The organism is Haloarcula nitratireducens (genome assembly GCF_019599505.1).
Genome location: NZ_RKLT01000016.1, coordinates 39,696 through 56,305 on the forward strand (window position 1 = coordinate 39,696; position 16,610 = coordinate 56,305).

A 16,610-nucleotide genomic window follows, 5' to 3' on the forward strand; every position below is an offset into this window, starting at 1 on the left:
GTCGCCGTTCGTTCGCCAAATCTGTTGTGAGCACGGGACTGTCCTCCTATCGAACAACGCGAAGGAGGATTTCGAACCTCCACTAAGTGCGCCCGCGTCGCTATCAGATAGATGTCTCGTCGTGCAAATCGACGCAGTAGTACCAGTTTTGCCCCCATCGAACGGACTTTAATCGAGTCAGCTGTTTACTACTGTGATGAACGAGGCGGAATTTTGCGCCCACCTCCAAACGGTCTGTGCGACCGCAATCGAGGACTACCGGACGCGGTTTCCAGCACAGCCGCCATTATCCCAGCGGCTTCCCCACGACACAGATAGTGCACTCGCTTCGACAGCCGATATCGAGACGTGCTTTTCAGCACTCGTTGAGTTCTATGATTCCCTGCTTGGCGTGGATTCGACGCCGTATCGAGACCAATGGCGTGACCACCTTGTCTATGATTTTTCGCTCCGTGAGCGCCTGACGTTATTGGGCAGTGATCTCCCAGCGTCACTGACACTCTTTATAATCGCAGGGCGGTATGCTGCTCACACCGGTTATATCGGGATCAGCGGTGGACGGCTGCCCATCGCACGAGCGGGTGAAATGCTCGCGTCGGAACTGTGTCACGCCTACCAGCATCGCTTTGACTCGCCAACCTGGCACCATCCATATCTGCAAGAAGGCTTCGAGCTAGCAGCGTCGATTCGCGCGCTCACGTATCTCGCCGATGAACTGGATGACGAAATGCTGGCCCACCGGGCGTGCCGGCAGCGAACGAGAGCCCTCCTCCAAGGAACAATCGCTCATGGGATCCGCAACGGCGGTATCACAGCAGCCACTGTTCGTAACCTCGGTGTCACCGACCGCGAACTGTCGGAACTACGAGCCGCACTCCCAGTCCGGCTACTCGGCACAATTTGGCCACGGTATCACTGGGGGAGTACCGCTTTCCTCCCCGAATACGACCTCTTTGGCTCGCTGCTTCTCGTGAGTGAGGCTCTAGACGTACCCGATACCTATTTGCGGGCCTTCTGGGGCAAACACCCCTGGGACGAACTCATCGCTGAACTCCGGTCGACGAGACCAGGCTGGCTGTGGCAGCAATATCACACCAGTGGTGAGTAGCGCATCGCCATGGGCTGATCGAGATCCACGTCTCGAACAGCGGCGCTAACCATAACAGCCGAACCTTTGGGGCCGCCCTCCCTCGCCGGAACGAGGACGTTCGCTCCGCTCACTGTGGTCCGGGCGCGGCAGAGCCGTGCCGGGCTTTCACCCATCCGGCACTCGGGCGGCCCCGCGGGATGCTCACGACACCGCGACCGCACAAGATGTCCCCCGCCGACGGCAGTGCCAATCAGTGTTGGACGACCAACTATCGACGAGACTCGACAGTGACGGGTAGCTAACCAACGAGAGTGCCTACACTGTTGGTTAGCAATAACGAGTCATTCCCAGGCGAGATCGGCCTACCCAACCATGAAGCTCGCGAGGCTATCTTCCATATCCAACTCCATGGCCGGCCAACCACACTCGACGAGGAGGCCTACCAGACGCTTGCGGACCGCACAGAGGGCTTGAGCAGCGCCGACATCGTGGGTATCGTCGACGACGCCGCCATGCAAGCCGCCGAGCGCGATGCCGAGGCCAATACCGGAGCCGAGCCAATCGTAGCGGTCGTCGATACAACCAGTCACCTCCCGAGAGACGAGAGCGACGAGTATCGCACCGACATCAGATGAGTACCGCTGTCAGCATTGTGCCGGGACTGGCCGTGTTAGACGAGTCCTGACGCCTGACCCACGTGCAGTAATCGTGATTGTCCCGCCTGTATCGACCGTCTCGAACACCGTCGCTTGCGACTCGCCCGCTGCAAGATTGGGGATTGTTTTCGCTGTCCCATTGACGACTATCTCGACATCTAAGGCTGCTCTGGAAGCATACTGATTCGTTATTCGTACCTGCAGTGTCGTCGCATCACAAACTCGCTGAATACCAAGATAGGCCTCGTCATCGGACGCAATAGCGATCTCACTAGTCCGCTCCGTCGCTGTGGAACTAACCCCACTGGTCGGGGCGATAAGCACCCACGCCAGAAGTAACGTAGCGATGAGAACCCCGTATTTCGCTCGCGTCATTGGGTATCAACCTCCGGTGGCGCACCACTGCTACCAAGCTTCATTCGCTTCGTATCGTACAGGAAGACGAGCGACGAGACAACTAGAGAAAACACGAAAAAAAGCGCCCACTCGAAATCAGAGAATAGTGTCAGCGGAGCCAGATCGAGTCCCACGAAGGCAAGCAACACAGAATGAACCCCAGAGAGAACGGGAAAATAGACACCCCAGGGAACATTCCGTTTCCCAACAACCTCGGCATAGACATCGATGTCGTCCAAGACAGGCGTAGGTTCGACACTGCCCGCCCGCTTGTCAAATTCGACAAGACCGATATCGTGCATCTTCGGGAGGTGTCGCTGTTGGAGCGCCGAGTACACGTATTTCCGCTCGTGTGAGGTGACTTCATGTGGTGACTTCCCGTGCTCCCACGCTGCGATTTGTTCGGCCATCTCCCCGAAGCTTGCTCTCTCGTCTACTTGTTGGAGATAGTGAAGTGCATACCGACGCCGTCTGTTTGCAAAGACGTCATATAGATCGCCAATAGGAGGCTTCTCGCCATCCGGTTCGATAGCAGTATGATGGCTCGAATTCCCCTCAGTCCCCTTACTTGACATTTAGCGAAATGAACTTCCCCCTCAAAGATTGTAACGCAGGCAATTACCCATTCAATTCGATTTTAACGGCCATCTATAGATCTTGACGTACCATTCTCGGAGTCCGGGAAGCCAACCAAGTCAACCGTTCGGTGTCGGAGAACATCTTCCCAGGCTCCGAGAACGTTTGCTTCGGAGCCGAGAACCCAACGGCGTCGCTTGCTCGGTCTCGAAGAATATCGTCGTGACCTCCGAGAATGGTCTTCTTTCGACCCGAGAAACAGTCGAGTCGATGGTTCGGTGGCCAAGAAATCTTCGTGAGCCCCGAGAACGGCCTTCTCGCGCCAGAATACGATACCCATGGCCTTTGACGCGATAAGTACGCGCCGCACTGAACGAACACGTCGCTGGTGACGTGCTCGCCGACGTAGGTGATAGACGGCGCGAGAAAACCACGGAGAAAACCAATGCAACGACGCAAATTCATGATCGGAATGGGATCGCTCGCCGCCGGCGGGGCGGCCGCAATGGGGACTGGCGCATTCAGCGGAGTCGTCTCGAAACGCACCGCGAGCGTTGAAATCGCACACGACAAGAACGCGTACCTCGGTCTCCACGAAATCCCGAGCAGCCCCAACGAGAGCTATGTCGATTACGAGGGTGGCCACCTTCGCATCCGGATGGATCCGTCCAACCCGAACAAGACGGGCAACGGTGATCCAAGCGCCCCTAATAACGGCGAAGGCGTGAATTCTGACTCGTACACCTGGTTCAACAAGCTCTTCAAAATCTGTAACCAGGGGAAGCAGGATGTCAAGGTGTTCCTCTACAAGAAGGGCGACAATGCGGATCATGTCGTCTTCTACAATGGCTATCGGTCGGGACCATGCCACGGGACCAAGATAGAGACGGGTACGTGCCAACCCATCGGCATGTTGACCTGCACGAAGGGTCTTGAGGAAGACGACAGTCTACTGGAGAACCTCTACATCGTCGCCCTGGGAACCGAGGAGAATCAAGTTAGCACAATGGATGCCTCGGCCGCGAGTAGCGAGATGGGCGTGCCAAGCGGCACAATGGCTAACGACGAATACGTCAGCGATATTACGTTCGAATAACGAACGACCGCTACGTTACCGACAGCCTGTCCGAGGCGGCCCACCGCGCAACCCGTTTTTTCGCTGCCAACAGCCCGAATTACCTCGCCAACTAGACTAGCTAATTGACGGACTCTCTAGGGCGAATGGCAACAGCGAGTGTAGAGACTAACAGATTTAATTGCTGGCGAAAAAGCCGAAATCAGTGCCAGAATCGGCGAAATTCCTCCATAACAAACCCTGGAAACGGCGTCCCGTCAACTAGTTATGGGGATTCGGAAGACGGGCGTGACCGTGCTGGAACTCATTGTCGTGCTCGCAGTGCTCGCTCTCGTTATCGGGTCGGTACTCGGACAGCCTGTCGTCCTGAGCTATGTAGAAACGGGGAGCATGGCGCCGACGCTGGAACCGGGTGATGGATTTGTCGCCGTGCCCGCGCAACTCGACGCCTCGATAGAGACCGGTGATGTCGTCGTGTACCGGGCTGAAGAGATCCAGGGGGGCGGGCTCATCACCCACCGTGTGGTTGGCGAAACGGAACGGGGATTCATCACCAAGGGTGATGCCAACGCCGTTACTGATCAGTCTGGGCAGGAACCACCGGTAAAGCGCGCTCAGATAGTGGCGACGGCATTCCAGATCGACGGCCAGGTAGTCGCCATCCCTAATCTTGGAACGGCCATCGAGGGGACACAGTCGCTGTTGGGTACTGTCCAACGATCGATGGCAGGACTGCTGGGAACGCGTGCCGTCTTGGGCGTTCAGGGGTTCGCATATCTATTCTTTGCAGCGGCGGTCCTCTGGTATGTCGTCGCGGAGTGGCGCGCCCGAAATGGCAAAGAACGGACACGGGTGACTTCCCGAGCGACTGGAATTAACAGTCGACTCGCAATGGGAGTGTTCGCGGCATTGCTTGTGGTCGGTGCGACGGCGGCAATGGTCGCGCCTGCAGGCGCGCAGCAATACGGCGTGGTGAGCGCGGAGTACGACTCGGAGCGGCCGAACGTCATCCAGATGGGCGAGTCGAAGAGTCAGCAGTACGCGGTCGGGAACAGCGGGTTCCTTCCCGTCGTCGCGTATCTCGAACCCGGAAGCGAGGGTGTCGAGGTACACCAGCAAGAGGTATACGTAGACGGACAAAGTGTGGCGAACGCGACAGTAACACTCCATGCGCCGTCTGAAACCGGGTACTACCGTCGATTCGTGGTCGAACACCGCTACCTCGCTGTCCTCCCCCAACCAATGATACAACAGCTCTATACAGTCCATCCATGGGCGCCAATCGTGATTATCGACGCCCTGATCGCGGTACCGTTCTATTTCTTGGGGATGACGCTTATCGGAGACGGCTACATTCGGCAGCGCTCCCGGAGTCAGGGTCTCTCTCTGGGGACACGTGTTCGGCGCGCGATCCAGCGCCTCTATCGGTCCCGTTGAGGCCCACCACGCATCGCCAGTCGTTAATTTGCCGCCACAGTTTGAGTCTGTCTACCTCGCCGTCATACGCTGCCTGTACCAGTCATCGAGCAACGAATCCAGCTGACCGTCGGCAGCAGCAACATCGTCGGTATCTACAGGCGGAGCAGACCGAGTGCCTCGGGGTCGTTCGAGACGGCTTTGCCGTCTCGTGATGACGAGAGCGGCGCTCTCTCGAACCACGTGACCCCGAGGCGGTTCACCACGCGAGGTGTAGTCATTACGTCTGTGAGTCATCGAAGCCAAACACGGAGGCCGTGCTGCCGGTCGCAATCTTGACCACGGAGACCACTGAGAATAGCGAGAATGGAAGTGATAACAAAAGGATTCCCAACAGTGTCGTGATATGCATGTCATCCCCGACCAAGGAGATCGCGGATACACAGAATACAGAGCTTTCGGAGCGACAAACCCGAATTCTCGAATATCTCCGCGATCAGGCTCCAGAACAGACATATTTCAAGTCCCGACTTATCGCCGCGGAGCTTGAACTGTCATCGAAAGAGGTGGGCGCGAATATGCCGATTATCCAACAAGCTGCGACACACCTCGAGATCGAAAAATGGGGATACTCTTCCGGAACGACATGGAAAGTCACCCCCTGAATAGGCTGTTGGTCCCGCAGATAGCCGCCGATTCGTGGAAATACCGCCAGTATAAACTGATTTGTAGATTGTCATAAGCTCCATAACGAAACCAATAGGGGGGCAACTGTCCCGCTACATGAGCGACCGGTTATTACGGATGCGGGCGGTGCTGGATAAGCAGTTCATTGTGGCTGTGATTGTCTTAGCGTTGCTTGTAAGCCTTGGCGGCTGGGTAACGTACACGACTCACGTTGATCCGGGGACTACGACCGAAGAGCGACCAGTTTCGTCCTGGCAAACGAATGGCTGGTTCAACCACTCCGCGACGGTGACAGAGACCAATTCGGTGTATCCGGTTGGAACCACGCTCACCAACCGATCAGTCTATTTCACGCAACTCTCACCGGGACTTAATGGCACATATACGTTCACCTACGGCGCGAGCAACAGTGGTGAGTTAAACGGCACCGTCTCTCTGCAGCTTGTCTTTCAGGGCGTTGAAGAAAATGGCGGCGAGACCACGGTAATCTGGCAGACCACCAGGCAACTTCAAACAGTCTCTCGTGACTCACTCGAACCGGGCGAGACAGTCCAAGTCCCGTTTTCGGTGAACATGACCGAGACGAGTAATCGAACAGCAATCATCGACGAACAGCTTGGGAATCCGCCCGGGCAATCTGAAGTCGTACTCAAGGCGTCTGTGGACATGCAAGGGACGGTCAACGGCCAATCGGTCACCCAGGTGAAAGAGCATACGCTCCCGGTTACCGTAGCTGGGGGGACCTATCGTGTTGCACAGCCTAGCCAAATGACGGATCGGCGTGAGGCAACGCAGACAGTCACAGTGGACAACACATATGGGCCATTACGAACACTAGGTGCGCCAGTCCTCCTGTTGGTGGCGCTTTGTGCCTTTGGTGGGCTCGTTACAGCTCGGTTCCAAGAGCGAATTGCACTGTCTACGAGGGAGCGTGAACGGCTCACCTATGCGGATGACAGAGACGATTTCGAGGAGTGGATCTCCACGATCAAGTTGCCGGACGAGGCGTTTGACCTCCCGGAGGCTGAAGCCACATCACTTAGCGCACTCGTCGACTTCGCAATTGATACGGATAATAGCGTTATTGAAGACCCGGACGATGACGCATATTACGTGATCCACGACAGCTATCGCTACACCTATCGCCCACCCACTGGCGGTAATAGCGCACTCGATACTGGGGCAAACAATGGCGGGGAGACACAGAGTGGCGATACGCTGGCAAACTCCGGTCCAAGTGAGACCGATACGAATGGTGAGAACCGTCCCTCATCCGATGAGGCCTCGACCGAAGATTGAAAACTGAAAGCATCTAGCGCTGGTGCGCGGTTAGCGATACTCCGCTGTATCGTTTGGAGCCGGACCAGTACAATGAGATCACAAGTGCCAACGCAACAGTCCGGCCAGCCTTACCCGCCTACACCAGTCGAACCCTTGGAGCCGCCCTCCCTCGCCGGAACGAGGACGCTCACTGACTCACGGCGTTGCCGTTCGTCTCTCGCGGTCGCACGCGACCGCGCACCGTTCGCTGTGTTCCGGGCGCGGCCAGAGGCCGTGCCGGGCTTTCACCCATCCGGCACTCGGGCGCCCCCGCGGGATGCTCACGACACCGCACCCGCCGAAGATGTCCCTCGCCGACAGAAGTGCCAATTGGTGCCCCGAACTACCAGTTAGTGGCGGTGCGCAACGGTGAGGAGTGGCTACCCAACGAGAACCCCTACTGTGTTGGTGAGGAGCGGCGAGCCTTGTCGAGTGTCCTTTTCGTCGACGACACTGCAATGGCTACCGCTGAACGCGATGCCGAAACCATCATCGACGAGGATCTCACCAAACAAATTACAGAGATTAATCGAGAAAGCCGACGACGTCAATCGTGGGTAGCTGACCCGTTAGCAGATATTCGCGGTCACGTATACGTCGTTTGCTGCTGAAATGGTCACGCCAACACCGAGCCGTTCAGCATTCTCGAATGTAAGCCGTTGCTGATAAGTAGAGCTATCGAACCAATTCTGTACAATTGTCGCTGCGATATTCCGCTCGACCGCATCAGCGTTCGAGCCACGAACTGCATCAGCATTCACAGAGCCAATAGCCTCTAATCGATCGTATTTCGCATCGACAATATACTGCTTTTCCTTGAACTGGCAGAGTTGGAACATATCGTTCTGTGCATATCGACTGCGACTACTGCCATCCCCGGCATTATGTGCCAGAGTCTCATTTTCCTTCATCGAGCGACTATGCGCCGTTGCCATCGCAATCAATCGGTCCGTCGTTCGACCACCATCCGCATATTGATTACTGGGAGCACGCCGTTCATTTACTCCCTGTTTAATGTCAGCTACCCACGACTGAAGTCGTGGGCTTGTCGGTGGACTCCCGTTCTACCGACACGGGTGTGTCGGACGCCACTTCAGTAGCGCTCACGGTCATGATCCCCGACTTGAGGGCGTACTGACAGAACGCCCCTCCAGCGGGGGACTTCTGCCCTCGCTGGAGTTTCAAAGCGAGTTTCCGAGCAATATTCTTCGCCGCATTGTAGTCGGCATTGGCCGTGTACGAACAGTCAAGGCAGGCGAACTGTTGCCCCTCGCGGTTTTCGTCGAGCGTACACCCACACTTCGAGCACTGCTGACTCGTGTAGGACGGTTCGACTGTCTCAACCACGATACCAGCCAGTTCTGCTTTGTTCACTGTTTGCTCTTGCAGTTCCCGGAACGCCCATTGCTGGAACTTCTTGCCGTCGCTGATACGCGCCCGGATCTGTGCCAAGTCCTCGAATGCGATGTGTGTACAGCCGTGGCGTTGGGCTTCTGCGACAATCTCCTTGGAGCATCGGTGCAGATAGTCGTCACTCCACCGTCCAAACCTGTCACCGATGCGCTGGTAGGTCAGGTGGGCACTTCGCGTGCCTGTCTGTTGCAGGCTGGCACGCCGCTTTTCAAATTCGCGCCGCTGATGATTGAGGTAGTCAGCGTTGCCGATGAACTGGCCTGTGCTGGTGACGGCGATGTGGTCGTCAACATTGCAGTCCACGCCAAGGACGTTCGAATCCTCGGCTTTCTCAGGACTGCTCGCGTCGAGTTCCCGTTCCATCGTCGCGTGCAGGTAGAACTCGTCGCTTTCGCTGTCGTAGTGGACGGTACTGGTTGCGAAGGAGTAGTCCTCGTTCAGCAAGTACTCGCCGTGTGGTGTTCCTTCGGGGTCGTCGGGCAGGTCGTAGTCGCAGTCGACCCTGCCGTTGACCGTGGCGAGGCTTACTTTGTCACGGTAGTAGGTGGCCGCCCGTTTGTCGTAGACGATGCTGAACGTGTCGTACTCCGGCTTGCTGGTGTTTTCTCCGTCAGCAAGCCTGTCCACACAGTTGTCGATGTCGTCTGTGGCGCGTTTGATAGCTTTTTGCACGAGGTTCGCGTGTAGGTCGTCTGTTTCCTTCCGAAGGTCGTCGTAGATTGCGTTTTCAGCTTTGTTTTTACTGGTTACGCAGTCTTCCTCAGGGTAGCGCCACGCCCAGTCTGCGGTGCGGTTCGCGCAGTACTGGAACCTGGTGTTAGTGGCGTGGAGGTCACTCTTGCGGTCATCGGGCACGTCGAGTCGAACCCGTACTGTCCGAGCTACTTCCCACACCATGTACATCACAGTAATAGCTATTCTTTATTAATATTTTTGACTGCACTGGGGGAATCAGCAATGCCGGAATCGATGGATTATCGCACGGAGATTACGCGCTTCCTCCCACGAGTAAACTCGTGGGCTTCCGCGCTGTTACCGCTGTGACCTCCTCCCCGTCGTGAACAACGGGGCTTCCCGAACCGCACCGCTACGGTGGGATATTTGCCGGTCTACGGTAACACTTGTTCTTGTGGGGCGAATCGCCCTATTTGTTTGTCGAATAGCACTGGTACTCAGGTAGCAACACGACCCGTAGTGTTCGGAGTCGGGCCGCTGCAGCGACATCACAAGTGCCAGGGCGATGCGCTGTTCGATCTCGTTTAGTCATGTTCGGAGGAACCCTTGGGGCCGCCCTCCTTCGCTGGAACGAGGACGTTCGCTCCGCTCACTGTGTTCCGGGCGCGGCGAAGCCGTGCCGGGCGTTCACCCATCCGGCACTCGGGCGGCCCCGCGGGATGCTTACGACACCGCAACCCCCGAAGAAGTCCCCGGCGGAGAGGGAGTAGCAGTAGGCGAATCAGACGACCAGTTATCGACGATACTCGACGGCGACAAGTAGCTAACCAACGAGAGCCCACGGTAGTGTTGGTTAGCAGTGGTGAGTCACTCGTGCCCTGGGATACGCGGTGGTGGCGGAGTAGCGGCGAGATATTTCCGTCTGTGGCGAAGTCCCAATCCAACGCAAAAAAAAAGAGAATCAATCAACCACGAGCGCGTACAACACCACTCCAAGCCCCGCCACGGTGACGAGCCCGCGAACAAAGAGGATAAGCCCAGTTCCAGCACCGGCGACGTCAGCGAGACCAACTGCTACGAACACGCCGGTCGTCAATAGCGCGATACCGACCGCCAGTGCGCGCATTTTGGCCGAGTCATTACGTCGATACCCCCGATACGCCAGTGAGGCGACGAAGAAACCGACGATAGCTGTGAGTCCACGCGAGATGAGGGCAATACTGAACAGATCTAGCAGTAGCAGGCCGAGAGCCATCAGTAGGTTCCCCCGCGGTAGATTGCCCAGAGGATTATTCCTAACCCGAGCAGTTCACACCCGCTGACGAGAAGCGAGCGGCCGAGCGTATCGATACCAGTCGCAGTCGGCAGGCCAATCCGGAGCAGTTCTGGAATCGTCGTTAACAAGAGCAGTCCGACCGCAAGCCAGAGCATCCCTCGATGGCCGGGCCCTTGACGGTAGCCACGGATGAGAACGAGGGCAATCGTCAGCGAGAGCACGATAGCGAGGACCGACACTGCAAGTACGGCGAGCGCGATCGCAGGTTCACTCCCGGTCGCACGTATCTGTAGCAGTATCAGTACCATCTCAGGACAACCCCTCGAAAAGATCGGTAAACCGATCGGCAGGATCCGTCGCCGAACGAGTAACTGCCACCTCGTATGTGCCATCCCTGAAGGTGACAGTGACATCCTCGACGGTGGCAGCGTAGCATTTGTAATGGTGCCCGTCAGGGTCGAGTTCCTGTTTCGTCGTCACTAGCTCTGCCGCTTCCAGTCGCTCGAGACGGCGGTAGGCAGTCGAATCAGACATCTCGCAGGCCGTACAGAGTTCGTCGACTGACATTGGTTCGGTCGTGAGTTGGGCGAGGATAGCCCGGGCGTACTCGTCATCGAGTAGCGACAACACGGCCTCGTCATCCTCGACCATATCCACTCCAGCGAGCGCCGAAATGTAAACCCCCCGTCACGACTTCTGGGTCAGCAGCCGCCCCCGGGGAGCTACTACTCTCTCGGTCGTCAGTTCGAGTGTGTCATACGATCCATTATCGAATCACCCTGTCGTTCGGACAGCATGGAAACGATTTGTTTGGCCGGTCTGGAAGCACGACGAACGCCGCCTTCGCGCACCACTCCGTGCGAGCCTCCCGATAGTAGTTACGTTCGGTGCGCTTGCGGCTAGCCAACCCGTGATTCGAGCCCGGTTTGCGCACCCGCTTCGGGAGACACTCGAAATTATCACATTGAGTGTCATATTGGTCGGCGCAGTCGTTGGCAGCTCACGACTGCTGGATCGGCGACCGCTCAGCGAGTTCGGGCTCTCGTTCGATCGCGAGTGGTGGCAGTCCTTCGTTGCCGGCGGCCTGATAGCGACCATCGTCAATGCTGGTGCCCTAGTAGCAGCAGTCGGTGCCGGATGGGCGACAATTACTGGACTCACACAGGGGTCGGGTGCGCTCCCCTTCGTGCCCGCGGTTGGGCTGGTGTTCTGCTATATTGCGGGTGCTGCAGCGTGGGAAGAGGTGACGATTCGTGGCGCAATGCTCAAGAACGTCGCTGAGGGGGCTGATGGGTTCCTTCCCCAATGGGCTGCCGTCGGGCTTGCAGTCTGTCTCAGCACGGTGGTTTTCGCGTTTCTTCACGGCGGGAAAATATCCCATCCCAGTCAGTATGGCTACTACCTCATCGCCGGTCTCGTTCTCAGCGGTGCCTACGTCCTGACCGGTAATCTCGCACTCTCCATCGGATTCCATATCTTCTACAATTTCACACAGAGTGTCGTATTCGGCCTAGGGCACTCACAGCAGACTCCCGAACTGCTGGTCGTCGAACTAGCTGGCCCCGCACGCTGGATCGGCGAAGAGGGGTTGGTATTCGTCTTCTTTGCCGTCCTCGGTGGCGTATTCATATTGCTGTATGTTCGCTGGCGAGATGGACCACTTCGAATCGATGACCGCGTGATCCACTGGACACCGCTCCGAAAGTAATATTTTATGGGTAGATATCATGTCAGTCTCTGAAGGAGTAGTGCATATGCGTGACCCTGCCAGCTCGACAGAGACTGCTGGATTGAGTCAGTACCTGCGTCGGCTGCCGTGGCTGTTCTGGAACAGGGACGAACGCCGTCCCCGCGCTCCCATCCGCTTCAGTACCGCACTCTTGCTATTTCTGCTATTAGCTGGAGCCGGCAATCAGTACCGGCCAACGGTGCTGACAGGGACCGGTCCAATCGTTGAGGTAGTCAATATGCTGTCGCGGCAAGTACCGAACGCACTCGGTCTAGGTCTAGCCGTCCTTATCGCTGCTCGTTTCGTCGATCGACGTCACCTCACCGACCTGGGGCTCGATATCGACCACGGGTGGTGGCGCAGGCTCCTCGGTGGCACGATACTCGGAGCCGCCATTGCACTCTTTGCCGTCGTCGTTGGTCTGTACGTTGGCTACTACGAGCTCAGCGGCATGGAACTGACGCTGAGCCCACTCATGTGGGTCGCCGTGGCAGGTGGCGGGGCCCTCTTCCAATTACTGTTCGTCGTGCCAGAGGAACTCTTCGTCCGGGGATATATAATTACGAACGTCACGGAGGGGCTTGATGGACTTCCATCGATTCCCCGACCAGTGGCAGCGGGTGTCGGCATCCTCATTTCATCAGGGTTCTTTTATCTGACACACGCCGCTGGAAAGGGAACCACGTTCGGACTGATGACCGGCATTTTCTCCGTGTTGCTTGGCGCCGGATACGTCCTCAGTGGCGATCTCTCCGTCCCGATCGGCATTCACTTCGGAGTGAACTTCGCCGGAGTCCTTGCCGGAACGAATCCACAACAGGCGAGTCTTCTTGAGATGACAGCAGCAACGACCATCCAAGAGTCGATCGTCCTTCCCATTGAGGCGGTCATCGTCCGCGGAGTGGGGGTTGCCATCGGACTCGCTCTCGTGGGATGGTGGTACCACAGCGTCCGAGACCAACTGTACGTTGCACCGACGATTGCTCGACCGGTACTCCGTTAGCAGGAGACCACGTCCACGACTGAGGACTAATTAATGCGTGCAGTAGGCCTGGTCGGCACCTGAAACGCTTTGACTGACGGCAAAGCACTTGCCGTCGGGAACAGACAACCAGTGTAATGCGTCCCCTCTCCCGCAGACGAGCCCTCCACCTAGCCGGGACGGCGACACTCGGAACACTCGCCGGCTGCTCGGCATCCGTATTCGGCTCCGAAGACGGTCAGCCCGAATACACACTCAATATCGATTCCATCGACGTCTCACCGGTTGAGCATGCCCTCTACAAGCCAGACAACGACGACTTGTTTGGCCAACCCGCAACAATTGCACTCGACGAGATTCTGCCCACCGGCCGGCACACGACATATGGCTACAAACCACTCCCGGACGACGCGTACGTCGAACATGAAGACACGTACTACCAAACAGAAAATATCGTCACTGGACGGAGAGACGTCAAGCGAACAGTTGTCCAAGTCAGCCCTGTCGACAAAGACGATGTCCCTGACAACGCGATTCTGGTCGACTCGCTGCAACGGCCGACGGCACGTGTGCTCAAGATTCTCCACAGCTACACACAAACGGACGGGACGACCAGCTCCGCAGACCTTCTGCATGGGGATGCGTACGTGCTTCGGCGACCCGCCGAGCAACAGAGTCGCCTCGGTTCCGGCGATCTGAACGGCCGTGTCGTCACCATGACCGACTCGGGAACGTGGGCGTACCGCGTCCACGTCACTCGTGAGGTAATTACCGAACCAGCATACACGGCGCTGGCGATCCCGGTTGCCGACTCGCGAGAGACGTTCAGAGAGGTGGTGTTTGAATCGCGTATCGACGCCGAACTTGCGCCGGAAAATATCCCGCAAAATGCACAGCGGATCCTCGAAGAAGCAATCGCGAAGGGGCAGTACGCGGAGACTGCGCCGCTTTCCACCGGGTTCAAAACCGTATTAGAGCTGCTCGGCGTGGACGAAACCGACTCGCAGGTCATGAACGGCCGACTGCTCTGGTACGACGAGGGCTACTATCGATACAGTCGATATATCAATACTCCCTCATAGTAAGCCAATATCTGCTAATTACGCTTTTGTCGGAACCAACCTCTGAGCTTGTCGTGAGCATTGATAGCGGTTCAGATTCTAGTCTGTGTGCAACGCTGCGACTACTCAACTGCCCTGGAGCGACGCTGATCCAGAGTTTACCAACCAGATAGATCGATTGAGTGATGTTGCGGCCGTTACTAATTAATTGAACAGCAGTGATAACGAGAATGGGTTGAGAGATCCTGGATGAACAGATCATCCGGCAGGATTCTCAGTTGAGCATCCATGAGCTGTGGATGACGCTCGAGGTGTGGGGCATTACTCCCACAGCCACTATAGAGTGCTATGCACTGGTTAGTTATACCCCAAATTCAAGCAGTACCACTCGCTTACCTGCTCGTTCCCTCTTTTGCAAGAACGGCCAGAGAGTTCAAGCCAGCGGACGTATAGAACGCGAATATAGCAGAAATACAGTCATATAGAACGATAAGAATCATCTATGGATAGCTACGGAACGAAAACCGCACTCTACTGCCTCGCAACGGCTGGCCAGCTACGACTCACTCTCATCGGGATGCTGAATCGTCTTGGCGACACCAAGAATCCGGTAACGATCGCCAACACGCTCTATTTTTCCGAGGTCTTCCAGTTTGTTGAGAGCCCTGACAACGCTCACTGGTGAGAGCGGTTCCTGAGCACAGGCCGTTGCGCGGAACTACTCCGAGCCCGCATGCCTGTATGGGCAGGATGCCCGTCCACAAGCACATGCCGAGGATGTCTGGCTTCGCGCCGACGCGGACGTGATGCTCGAAGCCAAATCGAAGGAGCAAGCGCTACTGCAGTACCGGGATGGAACGGAACCGCGTGTCGGGACGTCATAGTGTAACCATCCATGTTCGCGGTCTACTCCCATCGCTACGTCCATAGTCACGGGTCATCTGCGTCCGAGCACGAGTGGGGTTCGTATTTTGAACTTGTACGTTGACCAGTAAAATTCGAGCGCTGGCCAAAGTATCACAACACCCACTATCACGAGGGAGGCACCAACATGGTAGAATCCCATCCAGACTGGCTTGACGAATACGATAGCGTTAATGACCAGATCGGGGATTACTGACTCGATCACGCTCTCGATACTCATCCCGGTGGTCTGTTCAGCAATAGTTCGAGATGCTAAGCCAAGGCGAGTCGCACTCTCTCCACCGTGGCTTTCATCCCCCGTGTCTAGTCGTTCTGCCTCGTAGGGATTGTCGGCGGTAATGCGCCAGGTGATGTCCCCAGCCTGGTTGATCTCGAACACGCGATTCGAACCGGAGTCCGTGATTAAGGTGCTCCCACCAGGAAGCCGATCAGCGTCTCGTGGCCAGTTCATCTGGCTGTCCTGCCAGACCCACGATCGATTCCAGCCCCCATTTACTCGCTGGTATTCAACAATACGATTGTTCCGTGAATCGGCGACAACCACTGCAGAGCCACCGTGAGAGTCAGGAATATAATCGGGATTGTGCTGTCCACTCAGAATCTCATGCTTGTCGTCTGCCCCCAAGCGTCCAGTTGCGTTGGAGCCCGGTTTCAGGATCGAGAAAAATCACTACATCCTGATTGCGAAGGTCAGCCATGATCCGCCCGTCATCCAAGACCTCTACGTCGTTAATATGCGTCCAGTCCTGGGTTATACGTCCCACCGCTTGTCGGCGGGAATGCATCGGTGGCTCGCCATTGCCATTCGACGATTCCGGAAGTCGTGTTGATGATTGTGACACTATCCGTCTCGATGTCCGCGACGAGAATACTGTCCGCATCGTATCGGTCAACATCGTGCCAGCGACCAGCATTACCGTTGGCTGGCCCTGACGTTGTACTGGTGTAGATACTCCGAACCTCACCCGTGGTGAGATTGGCTCGCTCTATATGTCTGACATAGCAAGGATGTCCCGTGTCGCAGTCGTTCTTCGGGATGTATTCGTGAGCAACATAGAGAACGCTTGCCGTCGTATTCGGCACTGGATCTACATCGAAATATGCATGATACGTCTCATTTTTATACGCTAGTGTTCCCGATGAATCGATTGCATAGATCGCCCCATTTGGTTCTGTAATTGCACTACGCGGCAACTCAACGGATGGAATGGAGCCCTGCGTAGTAACAATCGTTGTGCCGGTACGCTCTCCAGCGATTGTCTCACCAACTGCTGTACTCGCGGTCGGTCCAGTCACGGATTCGTGGCGATCGAAATATGCTGAAGCAACAACCG

Annotated in this window: 17 protein-coding genes; 9 read left to right on the forward strand and 8 right to left on the reverse strand. The window is 56.6% G+C overall.

Annotated elements, in window-relative coordinates; translation table 11 throughout:
- Positions 1-196 precede the first annotated feature (196 nt).
- Both EGH23_RS20370 and EGH23_RS20375 read left to right on the forward strand, forming a co-directional pair.
- Positions 197-1,108, forward strand: coding sequence for a hypothetical protein (locus EGH23_RS20370; protein WP_220581826.1), 912 nt, complete (start codon positions 197-199; stop codon positions 1,106-1,108).
- A 305-nt stretch (positions 1,109-1,413) separates the two neighbouring features.
- Entirely contained in the window at positions 1,414-1,725 is a 312-nt protein-coding gene (locus EGH23_RS20375) for a hypothetical protein (protein WP_220581827.1), read from the forward strand.
- 392 nt (positions 1,726-2,117) lie between these two features.
- Here the strand turns inward: EGH23_RS20375 and EGH23_RS20380 are convergent, their stop codons facing one another.
- Positions 2,118-2,717, reverse strand: coding sequence for a DUF7344 domain-containing protein (locus tag EGH23_RS20380; protein ID WP_220581828.1), 600 nt, complete (start codon positions 2,715-2,717; stop codon positions 2,118-2,120).
- Between the two features lie 446 nt (positions 2,718-3,163).
- Here EGH23_RS20380 and EGH23_RS20385 point away from each other — a divergent pair, with 446 nt between their 5' ends.
- Entirely contained in the window at positions 3,164-3,814 is a 651-nt protein-coding gene (locus tag EGH23_RS20385; RefSeq protein WP_220581829.1) for a hypothetical protein, read from the forward strand.
- Between the two features lie 246 nt (positions 3,815-4,060).
- A complete protein-coding gene (locus EGH23_RS20390; RefSeq protein WP_220581830.1) occupies positions 4,061-5,230 on the forward strand; it encodes a signal peptidase I in 1,170 nt (389 codons plus the stop codon).
- Between the two features lie 134 nt (positions 5,231-5,364).
- On the opposite strand, the gene EGH23_RS26920 is transcribed toward EGH23_RS20390, so the two are convergent.
- Positions 5,365-5,490: a hypothetical protein gene (locus EGH23_RS26920; protein ID WP_268899491.1), complete on the reverse strand. Its 126-nt coding sequence runs from the start codon at positions 5,488-5,490 to the stop codon at positions 5,365-5,367.
- Positions 5,491-5,619: 129 nt separating this feature from the next.
- Here EGH23_RS26920 and EGH23_RS20395 point away from each other — a divergent pair, with 129 nt between their 5' ends.
- Entirely contained in the window at positions 5,620-5,874 is a 255-nt protein-coding gene (locus EGH23_RS20395; protein ID WP_220581851.1) for a DUF7123 family protein, read from the forward strand.
- Between the two features lie 118 nt (positions 5,875-5,992).
- Positions 5,993-7,195 carry a DUF5305 domain-containing protein gene (locus tag EGH23_RS20400; RefSeq protein WP_220581831.1) on the forward strand — a complete coding sequence of 401 codons (1,203 nt, stop codon included), beginning with the start codon at positions 5,993-5,995 and terminating at the stop codon, positions 7,193-7,195.
- Between the two features lie 590 nt (positions 7,196-7,785).
- Here the strand turns inward: EGH23_RS20400 and EGH23_RS20405 are convergent.
- The 5 genes from EGH23_RS20405 to EGH23_RS20425 form a co-directional block, all read right to left on the reverse strand.
- The gene (locus tag EGH23_RS20405; RefSeq protein WP_220581832.1) at positions 7,786-8,151 is read right to left on the reverse strand and encodes a CAP domain-containing protein; all 366 of its coding nucleotides are present in this window, start codon (positions 8,149-8,151) and stop codon (positions 7,786-7,788) included.
- Positions 8,152-8,233: 82 nt separating this feature from the next.
- Positions 8,234-9,526, reverse strand: a complete 1,293-nt coding sequence (locus tag EGH23_RS20410; protein WP_220581833.1) for an RNA-guided endonuclease InsQ/TnpB family protein — start codon at positions 9,524-9,526, stop codon at positions 8,234-8,236.
- A gap of 739 nt (positions 9,527-10,265) precedes the next feature.
- Positions 10,266-10,559 (reverse strand): DUF7521 family protein, encoded by a 294-nt coding sequence (locus EGH23_RS20415; RefSeq protein ID WP_220581834.1) that lies wholly within the window; start codon positions 10,557-10,559, stop codon positions 10,266-10,268.
- Positions 10,559-10,888, reverse strand: a complete 330-nt coding sequence (locus tag EGH23_RS20420) for a hypothetical protein (RefSeq protein WP_220581835.1) — start codon at positions 10,886-10,888, stop codon at positions 10,559-10,561. The genes EGH23_RS20415 and EGH23_RS20420 overlap by 1 nt, the downstream gene beginning before the upstream one ends.
- 1 nt (position 10,889) lies before the next feature.
- Positions 10,890-11,231, reverse strand: coding sequence for an ArsR/SmtB family transcription factor (locus EGH23_RS20425; protein ID WP_236044980.1), 342 nt, complete (start codon positions 11,229-11,231; stop codon positions 10,890-10,892).
- 325 nt (positions 11,232-11,556) lie between these two features.
- Between EGH23_RS20425 and EGH23_RS20430 the strand changes: the two genes are divergently transcribed.
- The 3 genes from EGH23_RS20430 to EGH23_RS20440 all read left to right on the forward strand — a co-directional run bounded on the left by EGH23_RS20430 (position 11,557) and on the right by EGH23_RS20440 (position 14,373).
- Complete coding sequence (locus EGH23_RS20430; protein ID WP_236044981.1) at positions 11,557-12,288, forward strand: CPBP family intramembrane glutamic endopeptidase; 732 nt, start codon at positions 11,557-11,559, stop codon at positions 12,286-12,288.
- Between the two features lie 259 nt (positions 12,289-12,547).
- Positions 12,548-13,312, forward strand: a complete 765-nt coding sequence (locus EGH23_RS20435) for a CPBP family intramembrane glutamic endopeptidase (RefSeq protein WP_220581838.1) — start codon at positions 12,548-12,550, stop codon at positions 13,310-13,312.
- 116 nt (positions 13,313-13,428) lie between these two features.
- Positions 13,429-14,373 (forward strand): hypothetical protein, encoded by a 945-nt coding sequence (locus EGH23_RS20440; protein ID WP_220581839.1) that lies wholly within the window; start codon positions 13,429-13,431, stop codon positions 14,371-14,373.
- A 916-nt stretch (positions 14,374-15,289) separates the two neighbouring features.
- Here EGH23_RS20440 and EGH23_RS20445 read toward each other — a convergent pair.
- Positions 15,290-15,655, reverse strand: a complete 366-nt coding sequence (locus EGH23_RS20445) for a hypothetical protein (RefSeq protein ID WP_220581840.1) — start codon at positions 15,653-15,655, stop codon at positions 15,290-15,292.
- Between the last annotated feature and the right edge of the window lie 955 nt (positions 15,656-16,610).